At 34.2% G+C, this 17,450-nt stretch carries 17 protein-coding genes and 1 pseudogene; 15 read left to right on the top strand and 3 right to left on the bottom strand.

Going from position 1 to position 17,450, the window contains the following annotated elements:
- From AC4FQX_RS09895 to AC4FQX_RS09885, 3 genes and pseudogenes are all read left to right on the top strand, one after another.
- Window positions 1-189: pseudogene (locus tag AC4FQX_RS09895) on the top strand (DUF4302 domain-containing protein); the annotation flags it as partial.
- A 198-nt stretch (window positions 190-387) separates the two neighbouring features.
- Window positions 388-594, top strand: coding sequence for a hypothetical protein (locus AC4FQX_RS09890; protein ID WP_491167529.1), 207 nt, complete (start codon window positions 388-390; stop codon window positions 592-594).
- A gap of 12 nt (window positions 595-606) precedes the next feature.
- Complete coding sequence (locus AC4FQX_RS09885) at window positions 607-855, top strand: hypothetical protein (protein ID WP_491167528.1); 249 nt, start codon at window positions 607-609, stop codon at window positions 853-855.
- A gap of 27 nt (window positions 856-882) precedes the next feature.
- Here AC4FQX_RS09885 and AC4FQX_RS09880 read toward each other — a convergent pair whose 3' ends face one another.
- Together AC4FQX_RS09880 and AC4FQX_RS09875 are read right to left on the bottom strand one after the other, a co-directional pair.
- Window positions 883-1,023: a hypothetical protein gene (locus AC4FQX_RS09880; protein WP_491167527.1), complete on the bottom strand. Its 141-nt coding sequence runs from the start codon at window positions 1,021-1,023 to the stop codon at window positions 883-885.
- 104 nt (window positions 1,024-1,127) lie between these two features.
- Window positions 1,128-1,346, bottom strand: coding sequence for a hypothetical protein (locus tag AC4FQX_RS09875; protein ID WP_491167526.1), 219 nt, complete (start codon window positions 1,344-1,346; stop codon window positions 1,128-1,130).
- 450 nt (window positions 1,347-1,796) lie between these two features.
- Here AC4FQX_RS09875 and AC4FQX_RS09870 point away from each other — a divergent pair, with 450 nt between their 5' ends.
- The 12 genes from AC4FQX_RS09870 to AC4FQX_RS09815 all read left to right on the top strand — a co-directional run bounded on the left by AC4FQX_RS09870 (window position 1,797) and on the right by AC4FQX_RS09815 (window position 15,526).
- The gene (locus tag AC4FQX_RS09870; protein ID WP_491167525.1) at window positions 1,797-2,018 is read left to right on the top strand and encodes a hypothetical protein; all 222 of its coding nucleotides are present in this window, start codon (window positions 1,797-1,799) and stop codon (window positions 2,016-2,018) included.
- Window positions 2,019-2,231: 213 nt separating this feature from the next.
- Window positions 2,232-2,438: a hypothetical protein gene (locus tag AC4FQX_RS09865; RefSeq protein ID WP_491167524.1), complete on the top strand. Its 207-nt coding sequence runs from the start codon at window positions 2,232-2,234 to the stop codon at window positions 2,436-2,438.
- A 31-nt stretch (window positions 2,439-2,469) separates the two neighbouring features.
- On the top strand, window positions 2,470-2,760 hold the full coding sequence (locus AC4FQX_RS09860) for a hypothetical protein (protein WP_491167523.1): 291 nt from the start codon (window positions 2,470-2,472) through the stop codon (window positions 2,758-2,760).
- A gap of 16 nt (window positions 2,761-2,776) precedes the next feature.
- A complete protein-coding gene (locus AC4FQX_RS09855; RefSeq protein WP_491167522.1) occupies window positions 2,777-3,625 on the top strand; it encodes a hypothetical protein in 849 nt (282 codons plus the stop codon).
- Between the two features lie 6 nt (window positions 3,626-3,631).
- Window positions 3,632-4,543 carry a hypothetical protein gene (locus AC4FQX_RS09850; RefSeq protein WP_491167521.1) on the top strand — a complete coding sequence of 304 codons (912 nt, stop codon included), beginning with the start codon at window positions 3,632-3,634 and terminating at the stop codon, window positions 4,541-4,543.
- Window positions 4,544-4,578: 35 nt separating this feature from the next.
- Window positions 4,579-5,286, top strand: a complete 708-nt coding sequence (locus AC4FQX_RS09845; RefSeq protein ID WP_491167520.1) for a hypothetical protein — start codon at window positions 4,579-4,581, stop codon at window positions 5,284-5,286.
- Between the two features lie 2 nt (window positions 5,287-5,288).
- Complete coding sequence (dnaB, locus tag AC4FQX_RS09840) at window positions 5,289-6,734, top strand: replicative DNA helicase (RefSeq protein WP_491167519.1); 1,446 nt, start codon at window positions 5,289-5,291, stop codon at window positions 6,732-6,734.
- A gap of 11 nt (window positions 6,735-6,745) precedes the next feature.
- On the top strand, window positions 6,746-6,931 hold the full coding sequence (locus tag AC4FQX_RS09835; RefSeq protein WP_491167518.1) for a hypothetical protein: 186 nt from the start codon (window positions 6,746-6,748) through the stop codon (window positions 6,929-6,931).
- A 107-nt stretch (window positions 6,932-7,038) separates the two neighbouring features.
- Window positions 7,039-7,245, top strand: coding sequence for a hypothetical protein (locus AC4FQX_RS09830; protein WP_491167517.1), 207 nt, complete (start codon window positions 7,039-7,041; stop codon window positions 7,243-7,245).
- A gap of 193 nt (window positions 7,246-7,438) precedes the next feature.
- Complete coding sequence (locus AC4FQX_RS09825; RefSeq protein ID WP_491167516.1) at window positions 7,439-7,906, top strand: T9SS type A sorting domain-containing protein; 468 nt, start codon at window positions 7,439-7,441, stop codon at window positions 7,904-7,906.
- Window positions 7,907-7,946: 40 nt separating this feature from the next.
- A complete protein-coding gene (locus AC4FQX_RS09820) occupies window positions 7,947-14,849 on the top strand; it encodes a polymorphic toxin type 23 domain-containing protein (RefSeq protein ID WP_491167515.1) in 6,903 nt (2,300 codons plus the stop codon).
- A gap of 56 nt (window positions 14,850-14,905) precedes the next feature.
- The gene (locus AC4FQX_RS09815) at window positions 14,906-15,526 is read left to right on the top strand and encodes a hypothetical protein (protein ID WP_491167514.1); all 621 of its coding nucleotides are present in this window, start codon (window positions 14,906-14,908) and stop codon (window positions 15,524-15,526) included.
- 262 nt (window positions 15,527-15,788) lie between these two features.
- Here the strand turns inward: AC4FQX_RS09815 and AC4FQX_RS09810 are convergent, their stop codons facing one another.
- Window positions 15,789-16,580 carry an LPD38 domain-containing protein gene (locus tag AC4FQX_RS09810; protein WP_491167530.1) on the bottom strand — a complete coding sequence of 264 codons (792 nt, stop codon included), beginning with the start codon at window positions 16,578-16,580 and terminating at the stop codon, window positions 15,789-15,791.
- Window positions 16,581-17,450 lie beyond the last annotated feature (870 nt).

Genomic DNA, 17,450 nt, shown 5'->3' with positions numbered 1-17,450 from the left:
GTTTTGACATCAGGTCTTTGGTATGGTAATGATTCGGATTATGCTCTTTTTAAAGAATTAGATAACGCTCTAATGGACCCCAAAGGATTATATGTAAAGAAAGAAAGATTTACAATATATTATAGTAATACGATTTACACTTTTACAAGTGCTTCGACTGCTTTTAGACTGACAACCTATAAACTTTAAGAGAAACAAAATTACTAAGAAAGTTAGAGTCTTTGTTTTTATATGGATTTTTTATAACAAAAGAGGGAACTAACTCATAGTCCCTCCCCTAGCTCCTATTTTACTATTTTAACGTGAGTTCTGTAGAAAGTAAGGTAAAGCCTTGTCTTTTTACTGAGAGATAGGTAATCTCTCAGCTAATTTTAAAACAAATTATATATGATAACAGCGGAAGAAAAGAAAGAGATAAAGAATGCTTTAGGATACCATTACTGTACAGTTATTCAGCAATACCTTAAGGAGAATAAAATTTATAATAAAAAAGGAAATTCTTATTCCAAACAAAGTATTAAGAATTTAGTAAGCGGAAAAGGAATTAATGAAAAGATGAAATCTGCTATCAAAGAACTGATTCTCTCTATTTAAATAAAAATAATTATGATAACAGCAAAGAAGAAGAAAGAGATAAAGAATGCTTTAGGATACCATTACTCTACAGCCATTGAGCAATACTTTAAGGAGAATAAAATTTATAATAAAAAAGGAAATCCTTATTCTAAACAAAGTATTAGGAATATTGTTAATGGAGTACGTGTTAATGCTAAGATGGAAGAGGCTATTAATAAACTTATTGCTTTCTATGGATTGAGAAAAAAAACATTCGGTAATTCTAACGAAGTCATTTAAATGAACATTACCGATTAAAAACCCTTTCTATCTATTCGTTCGGATAAGGGTTTTATAAGCCGGGAAATAAGTAGGGGATTTCCCGGCTAATTTTAAAAAAGAAATAAACCCCATAGTCTGTTCTTCTAAAAGGGTTTTATAAGCCGGGAAATATTTTGAATTAGTCATTTCCCGGCTAATTTTAAAAAAGAAATTAACCCCATAGTGTCTGTGTATCTAAAAGGGGGCATGAACCGGGAAATGGTTTAGGGTTTCCCGGTTTTTTTTAAACATCATGTTATACCTTTATGATAATGCTTAGTCATCAGGAGTTCGCCTCTTTCTTCATCTATGACGATTAAATGCATATTACAAAAAAAAATAGTATTATAATCTGAGGTTTTCTTGAAAAGAAGAATGTCTCCCGATCTTATTAAAGGGATCATATCTTCCGCACTATAATCTAAATCTGTTCCAAACTGTGCAGGTTTTATATTTAGAAATTGAATCATATCTGTAAGTCGATTTGCAATTTTTGAATGTTATTCCATTTTATTTTACAGAAAAAAACACCAATAAAAAAGAAATTTCTTTTTTATTGGTGTTTTTTAATTTTTAATAAATAGCAAAACAAACACATTAGCTTTAAGTATAACTAAACATGTGTTATTTATGTCTTCTAATTTATGCTTTTTTATATAAAAAGTAGAAAAAATTAACCTATTAAATATAGTGCAACTTCTGCCTAAAAATTATTTATATTTTATTTTCGAAATTTTATAAATACATTTGTATTTTGTTAAATGTTTAAATATAATATATAAATAATGGCTATATAGTGTTGATATAGTAAACATACAGTAAAGTAATCGTACAATTTTAAATATAATTCAAAATAAATTTCTGATAAAAAAACAAGATTTTTCTTTTTTAATATAGATTAACTAATTAATAATTTTCTTATGAAGACAACAACTATTGAACCAGAAGAAGTTATGAGCATTAAAGGTATTTGCAAATTATTTGGCATTAGCAAACAGACTTTTTATGACAAGTATTTTAAACAGCTAGAATCTGCTGTTATAGAAACATCAGGGCGTACTAAATATTATCGCTATTCAGATATATTAGATTTGAAAAAAGAGATTGATTTCCAAAAAAATCGTTTAAAAATAATTGCTTAAAAGAAATGTCTATGAGTTTAACAGAAATCATGACTGCCTTGCAAGAAGTGAGGAGTATAAATCGAATCATTGAAAACAAAGAAAACGAAATTTTATTTATAGAAAAATTTCACCCATTAGATTCTGATTCATTGAAAGATTCTAAATACTGTTTAAAAGATTCTTTAGAAAGAAAAGAAGATTTTCTAAACAGCTTTTCAAATTATATCACGAATGAAAAAAACAGGATTTTACAATCTAAAAAATATCTCTGATAGTGAAATGCTTTGTCATAAGTATTGGTATAGTTATGGAAGTTTTGAAAAAGATTTTGATATTGTCGAAATCCAATCCAATACCTATGATGAAGCTTTGTCTGTTTTACGTAAAAAAGGTAAAATTATTTTTAAAATTATTTTACTGAGAATATTAAAAAGTTAGAATACAAAACCCAATTATAAATTGTATTAACATGGCTATAGAAGTAAAAATCACTCTCACAGACGGTAATATAAAAGATATTGCACAGGAAGTATTTAAACTTAATAATGAAGTTTTTGAACAGGAAGTTACTAAAAAAATTAAAGACCAGTTTGAAGTAACTTATAAGGTTAAAGAAGTAGCGAAAATAACCGGACAACGATCTGAGACCGTTCTAAGACACATCAAATATAAACTGTTAAAAGCTACTAAGACAGGCAAATCATGGTGTATTACACAAACTAACCTAACGAACTACGTGAATCGAAAAGAAGACGACTAATCTAAAAGTAATAATTATGTCTAAACAATTAATGAATATCACTCCTGAACAGTTTTTGGTATCTCAGGAACTGAATGACCAGATCATAAGTGTTTTGAATAACAAAATATCAGGTTTTGAAAAAGCGTTTATTATGGCGAGAGCAATATCAGTAATAAGAGAACTTTTAACGCCCGAATACATGGCTCCTATCATGGCCTTACAGGGTAGTAAATTGGGCTTTAGAACGGATAAAGATATTGATCCTCAGACAAAAGGAAAAGGTTCGGGCTATCCGATGGAAATCGTTAAAGAATGCCTGATTGAAGCTGTTCTGCTAGGTTTGCAATCTACCGGGAATGAATTTAATATTATCGGCGGAAGTATGTATCCGACAAAGGAAGGTTTCGGTTCCTTATTAAAAAAGATCAATAGATTGAAATACAATCTGATCTTTAAACCCCCTACTCTTTCAGTAGATCAGAAATCGGCTACTTGTGAAGTAAAAGTTGATTGGCAGTTTAATGAAAATCTTCAGTCACAAACGATCAGTTTCCCCATTAAATCGAACGCTTACGCCACCTCTGATGTTATTATAGGCAAAGCAACCAGAAAAGCCCGGGCGTGGTTGTATAACTATATCTGTGATACTGATATTCCTGATGGCGATGCGCAGGAGAATATCCATGAAATCATTGTTCCGGTAACCAATCCAAAAGTTGTTGCTGAAAACAAAGAGTACAGTAGAATTGTAGAACATATTGAAAAATCTACAACACTAACCGATTTAAATAAATGCAAAACTGCCATTACTAACAATGATTTTGAATTAATCATTCTGTTTGACACCAAGAAAAAGGAACTAGAACAATCCGGTAAAAAATAACACAATATGGAAAGTTTACTCTTTAAAAAATGGAAATGCCGTTGTAGCGCGCTCGGTAATTTAATGACCAATTTAGAAAATATTACCGCTAAACAATTAGAAAAAATTGAAACACTTCAGCACGAAAAAGAAAAAGGAGTAAATAAAAATGGTAATAAAGTACAGTGGACTTCTTTGAAAGATACGGAATTAACAGGTTTAATCGCTAAAAGAGATAAGCCGGATGAATTACCGGAAGGTGCAATCAGTTATCTGGAAGACGTATTTCGGCTCCTATTCTGGAAAAGACAAAGAATTCTAACCAATAAATATTTAGATAAAGGAAATTTATGTGAAGAAGATGCATTGGCTTTATTGTCCGAACTGGATAACCAGTTTTATATAAAAAACACAGAACGTCTGACTAATATTTATATCGAAGGAACTCCCGATAATCGAGAGGGTATCTTGAAAGATACAAAGTGCAATTTTGATATGGAATCTTTCGATAAGGCGAAACTAACTTCTTTGTATGAATGGCAGATTAAGGGGTATTGTTGGTTAAACAAAAGAAAAAGAGGGGAACTGGACTATTGTCTGGTTAATAACCCGATACAGCAAATTCAAAGCGCCAGACTCTCATTATACTATTCTCTGGGGATGCCGGATGAAAGCGAACAGAGATGGATATTGGCAGTTCAACAATTAGAAAAAAATATGATCTTCGACATACATGCTTTTAAAAAAGAGTATCCTAATTACCAATTTGAAAATACAGTATTAGATTTTGATATTCCGGCACATTTAAGAGTAAAAAGATATAAAGTAAGCTTAGAACCTGAAGATATAAAAGCGATAAAATCCCGTGTGCTTTTAGCCAGAAAATGGCTCATCAATAAAGAAAAAATAACATTAAGAAGAATTAAAGAATGTTCCTGAAATAATACAATTTCGATTCAAAAATAAACGAAAATATGTCTGATAAATTAGGCTTTACGTTTTATCCAAAAGACTGGTGGACCTCGAATACTTATTTTGAGCTTACTCCTATTCAGAGGTATATATACCTCGAAGCATTATTTATTATGTATGCTAATGATGGTTATATGAAAACCCAAAAAACCCAGTTTGAGAACCGAATAAGAATTGTAATCGATGAAAATGACTGGAATTTAGTAACCTCTAAATTCATTGTAAACGAATTTGGGTTTACGCATATTTCAGTTAACAAAAGATTGCGAAAAACCCTTGCAAACAGGGAGAATGGTAAACTTGGAGGCAGACCAAAAAAAGAACCTGAAAAACCCAAACAACCCAAAAAAGAAACCGATAAAAACCCACCTTTAGAAAGAGAAAGAGAAAGTGAAAAGAATACTATACCCAAAATTGACTTCGTCAAATTGCTTGATTATTTTAATACAACCACAAACAAAAAAACGAGGGTAATTACTCCGGTTGTTAAAAACAATATACAGGCAAGACTCAAAGAAGGTTTCACGAAAGAAGATATAGCAAATGCGATCAAAAATTGTTACAACGATGAATATCATAGGGAAACCAATTATAAATATTTAACGCTTGAGTTTATTACCAGATCCGCTAAGCTTGAAAAATATTCAAGCATAACAACAAAACCCTTAGAGCAGAATAAAAATGTATCATCAAAAAGAGACCGTTTTTAATTATGAAACAGGCAAAACTACCCCCACAGGCACTTGATCTTGAAGAAGCGGTTATCGGTGCTATGTTAGCAGACCGTAAAGGAATTTATCAAGTCATAGAGATCATAACGGCAGATGTTTTTTATGCCGAAGTGCATCAGTATATTTTTGAAGCAATCATTGGACTGTTTCAAAATAATCAGCCTGTTGATCTTCTGACTGTATCAACAGAGTTAAAGAAAAAATCCAGATTGGATTTAATCGGTGGAGACCATTATCTGATCTCGTTAACGCAAAAAATAGCATCATCAGCGCATTTGGAATATCATTCCAGAATCTTACTGCAAAAATACATTCAGCGAAAAACAATACGAATTTCAAGCGATGTAATTGATACTGCCTATAACGATGATTTTGATAGTTTCGAACTTTTGGAAAAGATTTATAAAGAGTATGGTGAAATCTCCAATCTGGTTGCTGTTGGTAAAGTTTCTAATTTCAAAGAAAACGTACAAAGTTATTTCAGTAATTCAAGAGCTATAACCGGAATACCCTCATCACTTACCCGATTAGATAAAAAATTAAATGGCTATCAAAACTCAGATTTGATAATATTAGCAGGACGTCCCAGTATGGGTAAAACAGCTCTTGTATTAAACGAAATCCTCGAATGTGGATTAAGAGGTATTCCGGTTGCTTTCTTCAGCTTGGAAATGAGCGAACCACAAATTATCTGTCGTTTTTTAAGTATGCTATCCGGCATAGAGATCACTAAAATTTACAATCACAGTTTAAGCCCTTCCGAATTGCTTTATGTAAAAAGATGTGCTGATCTGCTTTCTGAAATGCCTATTTATATTGATGATACTGCCAGTATATCCCCTTTTGATTTTAAAATTAAACTAACGAAACTGAAAAGAGAAAAAGGAGTTCAGATAGGGGTCGTAGATTATTTGCAACTGATGAAGATTAAAAACAAAAAAATGCAAAACAGGGAAAATGAAATCTCTGAAATCTCCCAAACTTTGAAAAGCACAGCCAAAGATTTGAATCTTCCGGTAATCGCTTTAAGCCAATTGTCTCGAAATGTAGAACAAAGAGGTGGTTCCAAAAGACCGCTACTTTCCGATCTTAGGGATAGCGGTAGTATCGAGCAGGATGCAGATGTAGTATTGTTTATCTATCGTCCGGAATATTATAAAATCGATCAGTGGGATGATGAAGAAAGAGGTTCCACTCATAATCAGGCAGAAATAGAAGTTGCTAAATACCGTAATGGGAAAGTTGGATTTTGCCGGGTGGGCTGTGACCTGAAATATATGCGGTTTTTGGACCTTGAACATTTAGATCAGGATATTACAGGCAGGTATTTCAGAGGTACAAACGGACTATTTCATTTAGAAATAGAGGAATTACCACAGATCGAATCTTCTGATCCCAAAGAAGAAAATAATGAACTACCATTTTAAAAAACCGGATCATGAAATATTCAAAACAACTCAATCGCAGAAGATATGGTCTTCATCAAAAGATTAAAAAAGCCTACAGATACAGTTCTCAATTAAAGACAATTTACGTCCCCTATCATGATGAAGAATATCTGAACAATATGTATTTGTCAGAACTGAATACTAGATTCAGTTACAGTATTCAATTAGAGATTTAAGGATTGAAATTACATAGAATAAAATCAACAGATTTGTACAATCAGTTATTTATTTCAAGTCTAACAACCAACTACCAACAACTAAATATTAACCAAAACTAAAAATTATGAAAACAGTAATCAAGCAAACCAGAACCTATAAGAGTATGGAGAAATTTCAACAGGCAATCTTTTTAAAAAAAGATTCGATCAACAGAATCAGCCAAAGTATTACTCAGATTGGTGTAATCGGATATGATAGATGGAAAGAGATTAACCATCCTTCCGGTAGAGATATTAATATTATTAAAGATATTCTGAATTTAATAACATAACATATATTCTGTATCGGTATATTATATCTAACAATAAATTTAATACATAAATTTTATTGTTTGAATGGGGTTTTTTACATCATTTAGCTAAAATAAACAAGATTATATTTGTACTATACTTTATAATTTGATTGTTTTTATTTAAAAAACATTTGTTTATAAAAAATAAAATGATATTAAAATCGATTACTATATGAAAAGAATACTACTATTTGTCAGCTGTTTTTTATTTTCAGTACTGAGCTTTGCTCAGAAGAAATTATCATTCAGTTATGATGTTGCCGGAAATCAGATCAAACGAGAACTGATTTGTATTAATTGCAGAATGTTGTCTGATTTTGAAGAATTAGAAGAAATCGAAGATTCCATTGCAGGTGCAAACGCCATTCCTGATTTTACAGAAAAGGAATCAGCTGTAATTTCATACTATCCTAATCCCACAAGAGAAGAATTGTATATGAACTGGGAGAATACCCCAGATGCCGTTATTCATACCATAGATGTATTTACCACAAGAGGACAGATCATTCGTTCCTTTACGAATCTATCAGCGAAAACAACATTAACCATTCCGTTTAATACCGTGCCTATAGGTACCTATCACGTACAACTACACTATCAAGACGGCAAAAAGAAAGTGATCCATATTATTAAGAAGTAATTCAGTTCACAGTCTCAGTGCTCACTAACAACCAAATTATATGAAACAACATTACTATCTATTCCTTTTTCTGATTTCGTTTATAAGTCAGGCACAGGATAAAAATATAGAAGGTATCCCTATTGAAGGGGTAACCCCAATTTTGCGAACCGATTTCGTTCAACCAACTCCTGTAACTGTTCCACAGGAAGCAATAAAGAAAAGCAGTCCGAAAATAAGCTCTCAGAATTTAGGCTCCTCAGAATTTGGAGGAACAGAAGGGCAGTTATCCGTTTCCCTGAGCGGAGGAGCCGTTTATAATATTCCCATTGCCGTTGCTCCCGGGATCAATGGCGTAGTGCCTTCCGTCAGTTTATCGTATAACAGTCAAGGCAGTAACGGACTGGCAGGTTATGGATGGAATATAAGCGGAGTATCCGTTATTACCCGAATCTCGCCGACCATTTTTCATGATAATAGGATAGCTCCTGTAAATTATTCTGCTTCCGATCGTTTTGCCTTTGACGGACAGCGTTTACTTTTAAAAAGCGGTGTTTACGGTCAGGATGGAGCCGAATATCAGACCGAGAATTTTTCCAATATAAAAATCACGTCCCATGGTGTTTCCCCTTTCGGAACTACTTTTGGTCCCGCTTATTTTACCGTATACTATCCCGATGGCTCCCTCGCTCAGTATGGAAATACAAATAATTCCTATACCCCTACCGATTATGCGATCAGTTTCTGGCAGAATCCACAAGGCATCCGAATCGATTATACCTACGTATCTACCGATAATGTAATCAGTATTTCCAGTATTCAATACGGAGGAACAAGTACAGGCAAGCCTATTAATGAAATTCAGTTTATTTATAAACCCAGAGCCAATACCGAACAAGCTTATATAGGTGGAATTTCTTTTAATAGAAGTACTGTTTTAAGCGAGATTAAAGTAATAGGAAGTGGTATTGGTTTTAGAAATTATACGCTAACACATGATATTACTTCAGTACGATATGAACGCTTAATTTCGGTTCAGGAGAAGAGTGGAGATAGCAGTAAAAGTTATGATCCAATTGTTTTTAGTTACGAAAACACACCTCATAATGCACTTTATGACGGAAATGGTATTACATTGGGAACAGGAAATATGAGCCAGTTGAATACTGCTGTTATTACAGGAGATTTTTCCGGAAATAATGAATCCGGTTTTATTGTATATTCAACAACAGGAGATAATATGAAATCTAAATACCGGGTTTATACGGATCTTGAAAAAGGAATAAATATCGGATGGGAACACAATTCAGGAAAATTTAGGGAAATATTTCCGGTAACATGGCTTAATTTTGATTCTAAATTAATGCCCTATCAGGGCTGGACGGTTCTTAAAGAAGGAACCGACACTGATATAGTAGATTTTACCACCTATTGTAAAGGAGGAACAGGTATTTATCAACAATCAAAAAAACAATATGCTTTCCCCAAGTTTATTTATCATACAGCTCATCCATTGAGTTGCAGACAGCCTAACAGACCTCCTATTCAACGTGAGAGAAGTATAGCCAAACAGTATATTAGTGGAGACTTTAATGGAGACGGATTGACTGATATATTAGCGATAGAAAGTGATATACAGTATTCATTTACTTTTTGTAATCAAAATAATAATAGTGCTACTGAAATTGAAACCCGAATTGGAGCCGTCTATTTGGTAAATCTGGATCGACGATTAACGACTAATTATGTAACTAATGTTGGTTCTATGAATATTTCAGCAACCAGTAAATTAATGGTTGCTGATGTAAATGGGGATGGTAAGTCGGATATTCTGGTTTTTGATGTGGGAAGTGTTAAAGTATATTCTATAGATCATAATAATAGAATCGTTTTACTTTGGACTACTGCAAATTCAAGGATTGTATTTGAAGAACCATTGTTGTTAGGTGATTTCAATGGAGACGGGAAAATAGATTTTATAATACCCAGAAAAAACCAGAATAACCTTTATAGTGAATTTCTTTCCACAGGAAGCAGTTTTGCCTTTACCAATAAGCAGTTTGGATTTGAATATTTAACTTCAGAAATAGGGTCCCTTCATACTTATATTTATAATTATCTTGCCACAGATATTAATAATGATGGTAAGACCGATATTATAAGAACCAAGGCTCATACCGCAACAAAAAGCAATCCTCCCATTGGAGAAATGACTATTCAGGTATTTGTAAATCAAAGTGGCTATGATTATTACAAAAAAGGGTCTACTTTTCTCCCATATGGACAAACTTCTTCTATTGTAGGAGAATTAACGTATGTTAATAATAATTCTATGGTGCGCTATCCTTTACCGGTTGTATTAAGTCCGGATAAAGTAAACCCTTTATTACAGTTTGGTTTTATTAGTGATGATAAACTTTATAAGTTTAGTTTTCAAAAAGATTTTAGTAAGGATAAACTATTAAAACAGGTTACACAAGGCAATGGTGTTACAGAAATAATTACTTATAACCCATTAGTACATGAACCTTATGAACAATATTATATACCTTCCAGTTATACGGAGATATATCCAAATATGGACATTGAAAGCACTCCAAACTTAAATGTAGTTACTAAAATAGAGAAAAAGAGCGACTTACTTTCTAAACAACAGGACTTTAAATATTACGGAGCCGTTTCCAATGTTCAGGGACTGGGTTTTATGGGTTTCCGCACTTTACTGAGAACCAACTGGTATGATCCATCCGGTGGTTCAAAAATATATACGATCAGTAAACAAAATCCCGCTTTAAGAGGTGCCGTTACAGAGAATTTTACAACTACAGAAAAAAACTGGTATTTTTGGAACACCCCCGCTTCCTTTATTTCAAAATCGGTATTGAGTTATCAGGTAGAATTACTTCCTAATAAGGCATATAAAATAAAAAATACTGTTGCAGAACAGTGGGACGGGATCAATAACACCGGTTCCGTAACCACAACAGAATATGATGTTTACAACCATCCCGTTAAAGCCACTATAGTTGTAAAAGAAGGTACTGCTGTAAAGCAAACCGGAGTAACTGAAATGATCTATAGTAACCAACCGACAGGTTCTTCCTATTTTATTGGCAGACCCATAACCAAGAAACAAAGCGTTACCGCCTATGGCGATACCCAAACCGGAGAAGAACAGTATAGTTATACCGCTTCCGGTTTAGTGACTCAGATTAAAAAGAAAGGACATCAAACCGATTTTATTACCGAGAACAATGAATTTGATGTTTTTGGGAATATTACCAAAAAAACGATTAGTGCTACAGGTATACCCCCAAGAATCAGTCAGTATCAATACGATTTGAGCGGACGTTTTTTAGTAAAGAGTAAAGATATCGAAGGACTCGAAACTCAATTCGAATATCAGCCCGCTACCGGTCTGCTGACCAAAGAAACCAATCCGGATGGTCTGACCACACAGTATTTCTATGATATTTGGGGTAAAATGATTCGCCGTACCGATTATTTAGGAAAAAGCACCTATACCGTTTATAACAGAGAATCCAACAGGCAATTTACCGTTACCGAAAAAGCAGATGATGGAAGCGAAAGCAATTCTGTTTATGATGCACTGGGGAGAACCATCCGGGCAGGCGTAAAAAATGCCGAAGGCAAATGGGCGTATAAAAGCTATCAGTATGATATTTATGGCAGAGCGATCAAACAAAGCGAGCCTTATTTTGGATCCGGTCCGTCTTTATGGTCTACAACCCAGTATGATATTTATGGCAGACCGACCGAGTCCGTTGCCACTACAGGAAGAGTAACTAAAATGACCTATGCCCCATTAAAAGTAACCGTTGATGATGGCGTAAAAACCAGTACCACCGTTAAAGATGCCGTAGGCAACGTGGTTTCTGTTACCGATCCCGGAGGAACCATCAACTATACTTATTATGCCAATGGCAATGCCAGAACCACCACTTACGATCAGACCGTTATCACACAAGAACAAGATGGTTGGGGCAGAAAAACGAAGCTAACCGATCCTTCCGCAGGTACCTATACCTATCAGTATAATGCACTCGGTGAAATGCTAAAAGAAACCACCCCAAAAGGCACCACCACTTTTGTACTGGATGCTGTAGGAAAATTAATGAGTAAGACCATTAAAGGTTATGGTACCGATATGGCAATGACCTATACCTATCACCCTACTACCAAGTTGCTAACGAAATTACAGTCAGTAAGCAGTCGTGAAACGTCTACCTATACCTATAGTTATGATGCCTATCAGCGTTTGGTTCAAACAATAGAACAAACCCCTTTTGCCCGTTTCCAGAAAAACAATACCTATGATGCTTTTGGCAGAGTAGAAAAAGAATACAGTGGCGCCACCAATTTAAGAAATGCCAAAACCGTTTCAAAATGGGTTAAAAACACCTATAAAAACGGTTATCACTGGCAGATACTCGATAATGATACCAATAAAGTGCTTTGGCAAACCGATGTGACCAATGCCCGGGGACAACTTGAAAAAGCTATCTTAGGCAATGGCATTGCAATAACCAATACTTATGATGCCTATGGTTTTGTAACCACAATGCAACACAACCGAACCGGAGCAACACCGGGAACAATCATGCAGTTGACCAACTCGTTTAACCCGTTAAAAGGAACCCTGAACAGCAGAACCAACAGTCTGTTTAATAAAAAAGAAACCTTTCAGTACGATAACCTGAACCGCTTAACCCATTTTACCAATGCACAAGGCGTTCAGGAACAACAAACCTACGATCAAAAAGGAAGAATAACTGAAAATAGTATCGGAACCTATGAATATGCCAATACCGCAAAAGCCTATCAGAATACCGGAGTCAATCTTACCCCCGAAGCATTCGGCTATTATGCGAATAGAGAAGGAATCTTTAATGACAGTATGGAGGAGCAGTCCGGATGGGGTATATCAAAATATCCCGGAGGGAGAGAGGATTTTATTTCCTATGATACTACAAAACCACATACAGGGAATTATTCTTTAAAACTAAGTACTCCACAAACAGTAGCGGTATGTTATGTACTTTCAGATAAATCAGTTGCGATTGATAATTCAGTAGCAACCCAATATACCTTTTCCGGATGGGTGTATAATGATAGTTCTATTGCTCAGATCACTTTCTTTATGTATAAAGAAGGAGAGACTGGTCCTTTTACGCAGGTTTCATATGCTAATACAACCATTAAAAATGAATGGGTATATTTAACACAAACTATTATAGTTCCAGCCAATATTAAAAAATTAAAACTCCGTATGGATAATTTAGGTAAAGGCAATGTGTGGTTTGATGATATACAGATTCGGAAAACAAATACTCCAAAAACCGATCTGAGACAACTGAATATTACCTATAACGCCTTTAAAAGTCCGTTACATATCGAAGAAACCGGAGTCGATAAGATTAGTTTTAAATATAATGCTTTCGGACAACGCAGTAGCAGTTTCTATGGCGGACTTGAAACTGATCCGGGACACCGAAGCCAACGGAAACACTATTCGTATGACGGTAGTATAGAAATAAAAGAGAATATTGTTACCGGAACCACAGAATTTGTTATTTTTATAGGTGGAGACGGGTATAGTGCTCCCGTTATTTTAAAAAGTGACGGTGCTAAAAATGATTATTACTATCTGCATCGGGATTATCAGGGTAGTATACTCGCGATTACCGATCAGGCAGGTACTGTTGTAGAGAAGCGACATTTTGACCCTTGGGGAAATTCAGTAGGAGATTTGCAACTTTTGGACAGAGGCTATACCGGACATGAACATTTACAGAGTGTAGGGATAATACATATGAACGGTCGTTTATACGATCCTAAAGTACATCGTTTTCTGCAACCGGATAATTTTGTACAAGATCCTTCCGATACACAGAACTTTAATCGGTATGCTTATGTATTGAACAATCCGATGTCGTATATTGATCCGAGTGGAGAGAGTATTTTGGGAGCAATAATAGTAGGTGCAATAATAGGCGCCGCAACCGGAGGTGCCGCTTATACCGCTCATGCTATAAAAACAGGTAACTGGAATTGGGGAAAATTTGGTATATCCGTTATATCAGGTGCCGTAGTAGGAGGTTTCTCAGGAGGTATAGCTTCTACAGCTTGTACTTTTACGGTGAGTTCCATTGCTAATACCGCAGGTTCTGCTTTTGTAGCAGGATTATTGCCTTCGGCAACTATTCCTATTGGCAACTGGAGTATTAATATATCCCCTTCAATAGCTTTTGGAAACGCATCTGGTATTGGAGCAAGTGTCTCCGCTGGTTATAGTGATGGCAACTGGAGTTTTTCGGCAGGAGCAGGTATTATGAGTAATAGTGACTATAATGGATTTGGTAAAAACGGATTAGAAATAAGAAAATCGATTTTAGCTTCTTGGGATGATGGAAAAACCGGAGTTTCATTAGGAACTAATATTTGGAGAGGTGGCTTTAATCAAAGAACAGGTATGCTTGGAATTCATTCAGGGGATTTTAGAGCGATGTATGAGAATGATGGCTCAATAGGAGGACTTGGAGACGGAGGTGATCGTTATAGAACAGCGGCCTTAAATCTTTCTGTAGGTGATTTTTCAGCAGGTTTTAATTTATTTACTGGGTATAGGGATTACAAAGGAGAAGAAAAGTTAATAGGAGGACATAGAGGTATGCCTGTATTAGATAAATTTGGAAGAAGAATGCCAAACGGATATGCTTTAGAAGATTCCTATAAACCAAGATTAGGTGCCTTAACTATTGGGTATAAAGGTTATCGAGCAGGAGTTAATAGTGAACATGTACGTCATGCAATTCAAAATCAGGCTATACATAATTTAAAATTAGGTCCTTTGGATAAAAGGCAAAGAGGTTTTGAGAATCAATCTTGGGATTGGAAATCCTATTTTCAATATAAAACACCAAATACATTTACATCATGGTAAAATACACATATTTATTATTATTATTATTATGCTCTTGTATAGCAAAAAGGCATAATGTGGACAAACAACTAAATCCTAAAGAACTTTTATATCAAGATATTCCTTTAAAATTGAATGGGTTTTATTATACTGAATATGAAGTAGAAGAGTCTAATAATCTTTCTATAAAAAGGAATAAAGACTCTTTAAGCTATAATAACGTTAAATATATTTCTGCTTTAATTTTATTTAAGGATGGATATTTAATTAATGCAAAATCATATAATGGTATTTACAATTATTATTGTATTCTGGATGAGAGTAAAAAAATAGAAAACTCATATAAAAATGCTTTAGAAAAATTTAAGTCAAGACTTGCTTTTTTAGAATCTCGAAATAAGATACCTAATTCGTGTAAGTTTAATAATAAAGATATTGATGGTAAAGGTCTGTTTAAGATTGAAAAGGATAGCATTATAATACAGTATTATAATGCAGAATTACAAAAAGAGAATAAAGACTCTTTTAATTCGTATTATCTTTATGAAATGAGAGGTAAAATCATTAATGATACTACATTTCATCTTACGAAAATCATCAATTATAGAAAAAATAATACAGAAAAAATAAATTTAACGTATAGGTTTGAAAAGAATTTATTTAAACCAGACTCTTTAAATTATTTTAAAAAGAAGTAATATATTAAGTGTTGAATAGTGGTATAAAGAGTTAAACCAATGAATAAAACAGAAGTCATAACAAGCTTGATATTTATAGCAATAATGATAGTACTTCTATTATATATTTATGCATTATACTTATGTTGTATAAAGTATGAATTAAAAAGAATGATACATGTATTGATATTAAATCTAATATTATGGGGTCTGTTAATTGTGGTGATCTCCTTTGAATTTTCGGACATCAAAACAAAATTAATCCCCTGATTGAAAGTACTAACTAAAAGCTGATTCCTTTGTTTTCAGCTTTTAGTTCTTTCTTTATTTCTTCAAAATCGGCTCTTATTTCCTGAGCCTGATGATAGATTTCTTTAGAAAGCACTTTACGTTCTTTTGGGTCATCGGTGTCGTAAAATTCTTCAATAAGATCTCTCATATCCTTTACGCTTTCATCGTTCCATTTGTCTAACTCAGTGGCCAGTTTATAAACCGCATTTACAGAAACGGCATTGTTTACCGGAATATCTTTTGCAAATCCGCTTTTAGAAAGATCGAATTTAAAACGACTGTCTTCTACACCAATATCAGACAAAGCTAATCCCCAGTTTGCCATATAGGTACCGTATCCTTTAATTACATGATCTATTTTTCTCGGATCAAGTTCCCAACCTACTTGTTTAAAACCTTTATGCAGAACCTTACCTAATCGTGAAGCTTTATTAGCTCCTTTGCGTATTTCCATTAGTTTGCCTTCTTCATACGGAGATATAATAGCACGATCTGTAAACATATTATAATTTACAGAGGCTTCAAATAAAGGCTTTGCACTACCCAACAAGGAACTATCATCAAATGGTAATAGTGATTGCAAAAGAGAACCTCTAAAGCCTTCAAAAGCGGTATCATACCCTTTTGCTTTACTTATCACTCGGTCAACACCGGAAGAGATCATCCCCTGTTCAAAGGGTTTTGGAATACTGATCCATGTATTTCCTGTAGCGGGTGTTTTAAAATTCCAGAATAAATCTCTATAGTGTGCAGGTAACTGCTCATACTCATCGTCATCACCCATCATGGATACTAAAGTTCTGAATACTATACCCGGAAGTACTGTATAAAGAGCGGTTCGTACTGCAAACCCTGTTGGGTCTTCTTTCATTGTTTTTTTAGTTCTTACCAATCCCTGAATTCCGGCATTTAAAAAAGGAATATATCGGTTTAAAGTTCTGATGGTATGTCCGGCTACGGCAAAATCCATTAAATCTCTTGCCTGATACGCCCCGTATAATCCCGCATTATAATCGTCCATACCTTGTTTCTTTGCTTTTCTGTAAGCAGATTTGAATTCTGCCACACGATTCAGATTTTCTCCTTTTTCAAGTAGATTTCGGTATCCTTTATACAGGTATCTGGGGTCCAATACAATTCCGCCTTTAGCGGTTATTTCTTTGACCGTTTCTTTTAATTTTTGTTTGTAATCGTCTTTGTTAATCAAATAAAACCCTGCCTGACTACCTCCGTAGATTTCAAACAACTCTTTATCAGTTGCATTATGTAAAAAATCTTTAAAACCACTATTGGTTCTGGTTACGATCATTCTTGAAGTGGTATCCCGAACGGCATTTCGCACCGCAAAGGTTGGAAAATGAGTAACGGTAAATCGTATCACATCGGCAGGTTTGGCTAGCAAGCCAATTAGCCCATTTTTTGCCTCAGCTTCTAAACCGGATATGGATTTGTAAATATCTTCATCAAACTGCCAGTGCTGTAATTCTCCATTGATATAAACTTTTTTCGTGTGTTGGTCTCCTGGTTGTGCGGGTCTGGCAATTTGCGAAAAATCGACAGGTGTACCGTCTCCCATTTGACGAACTTTCATTAAAGGTTCTAAAAAAGAACTTAGTACTTCATTGCGGTCACTTTCGCGAATAATACCGACAGT

This window comes from Flavobacterium sp. AK-301 (assembly GCF_058310215.1).
The sequence above is the reverse complement of the archived record's forward strand: the minus strand, read 5'-3'. Positions and strand labels throughout refer to the sequence as shown.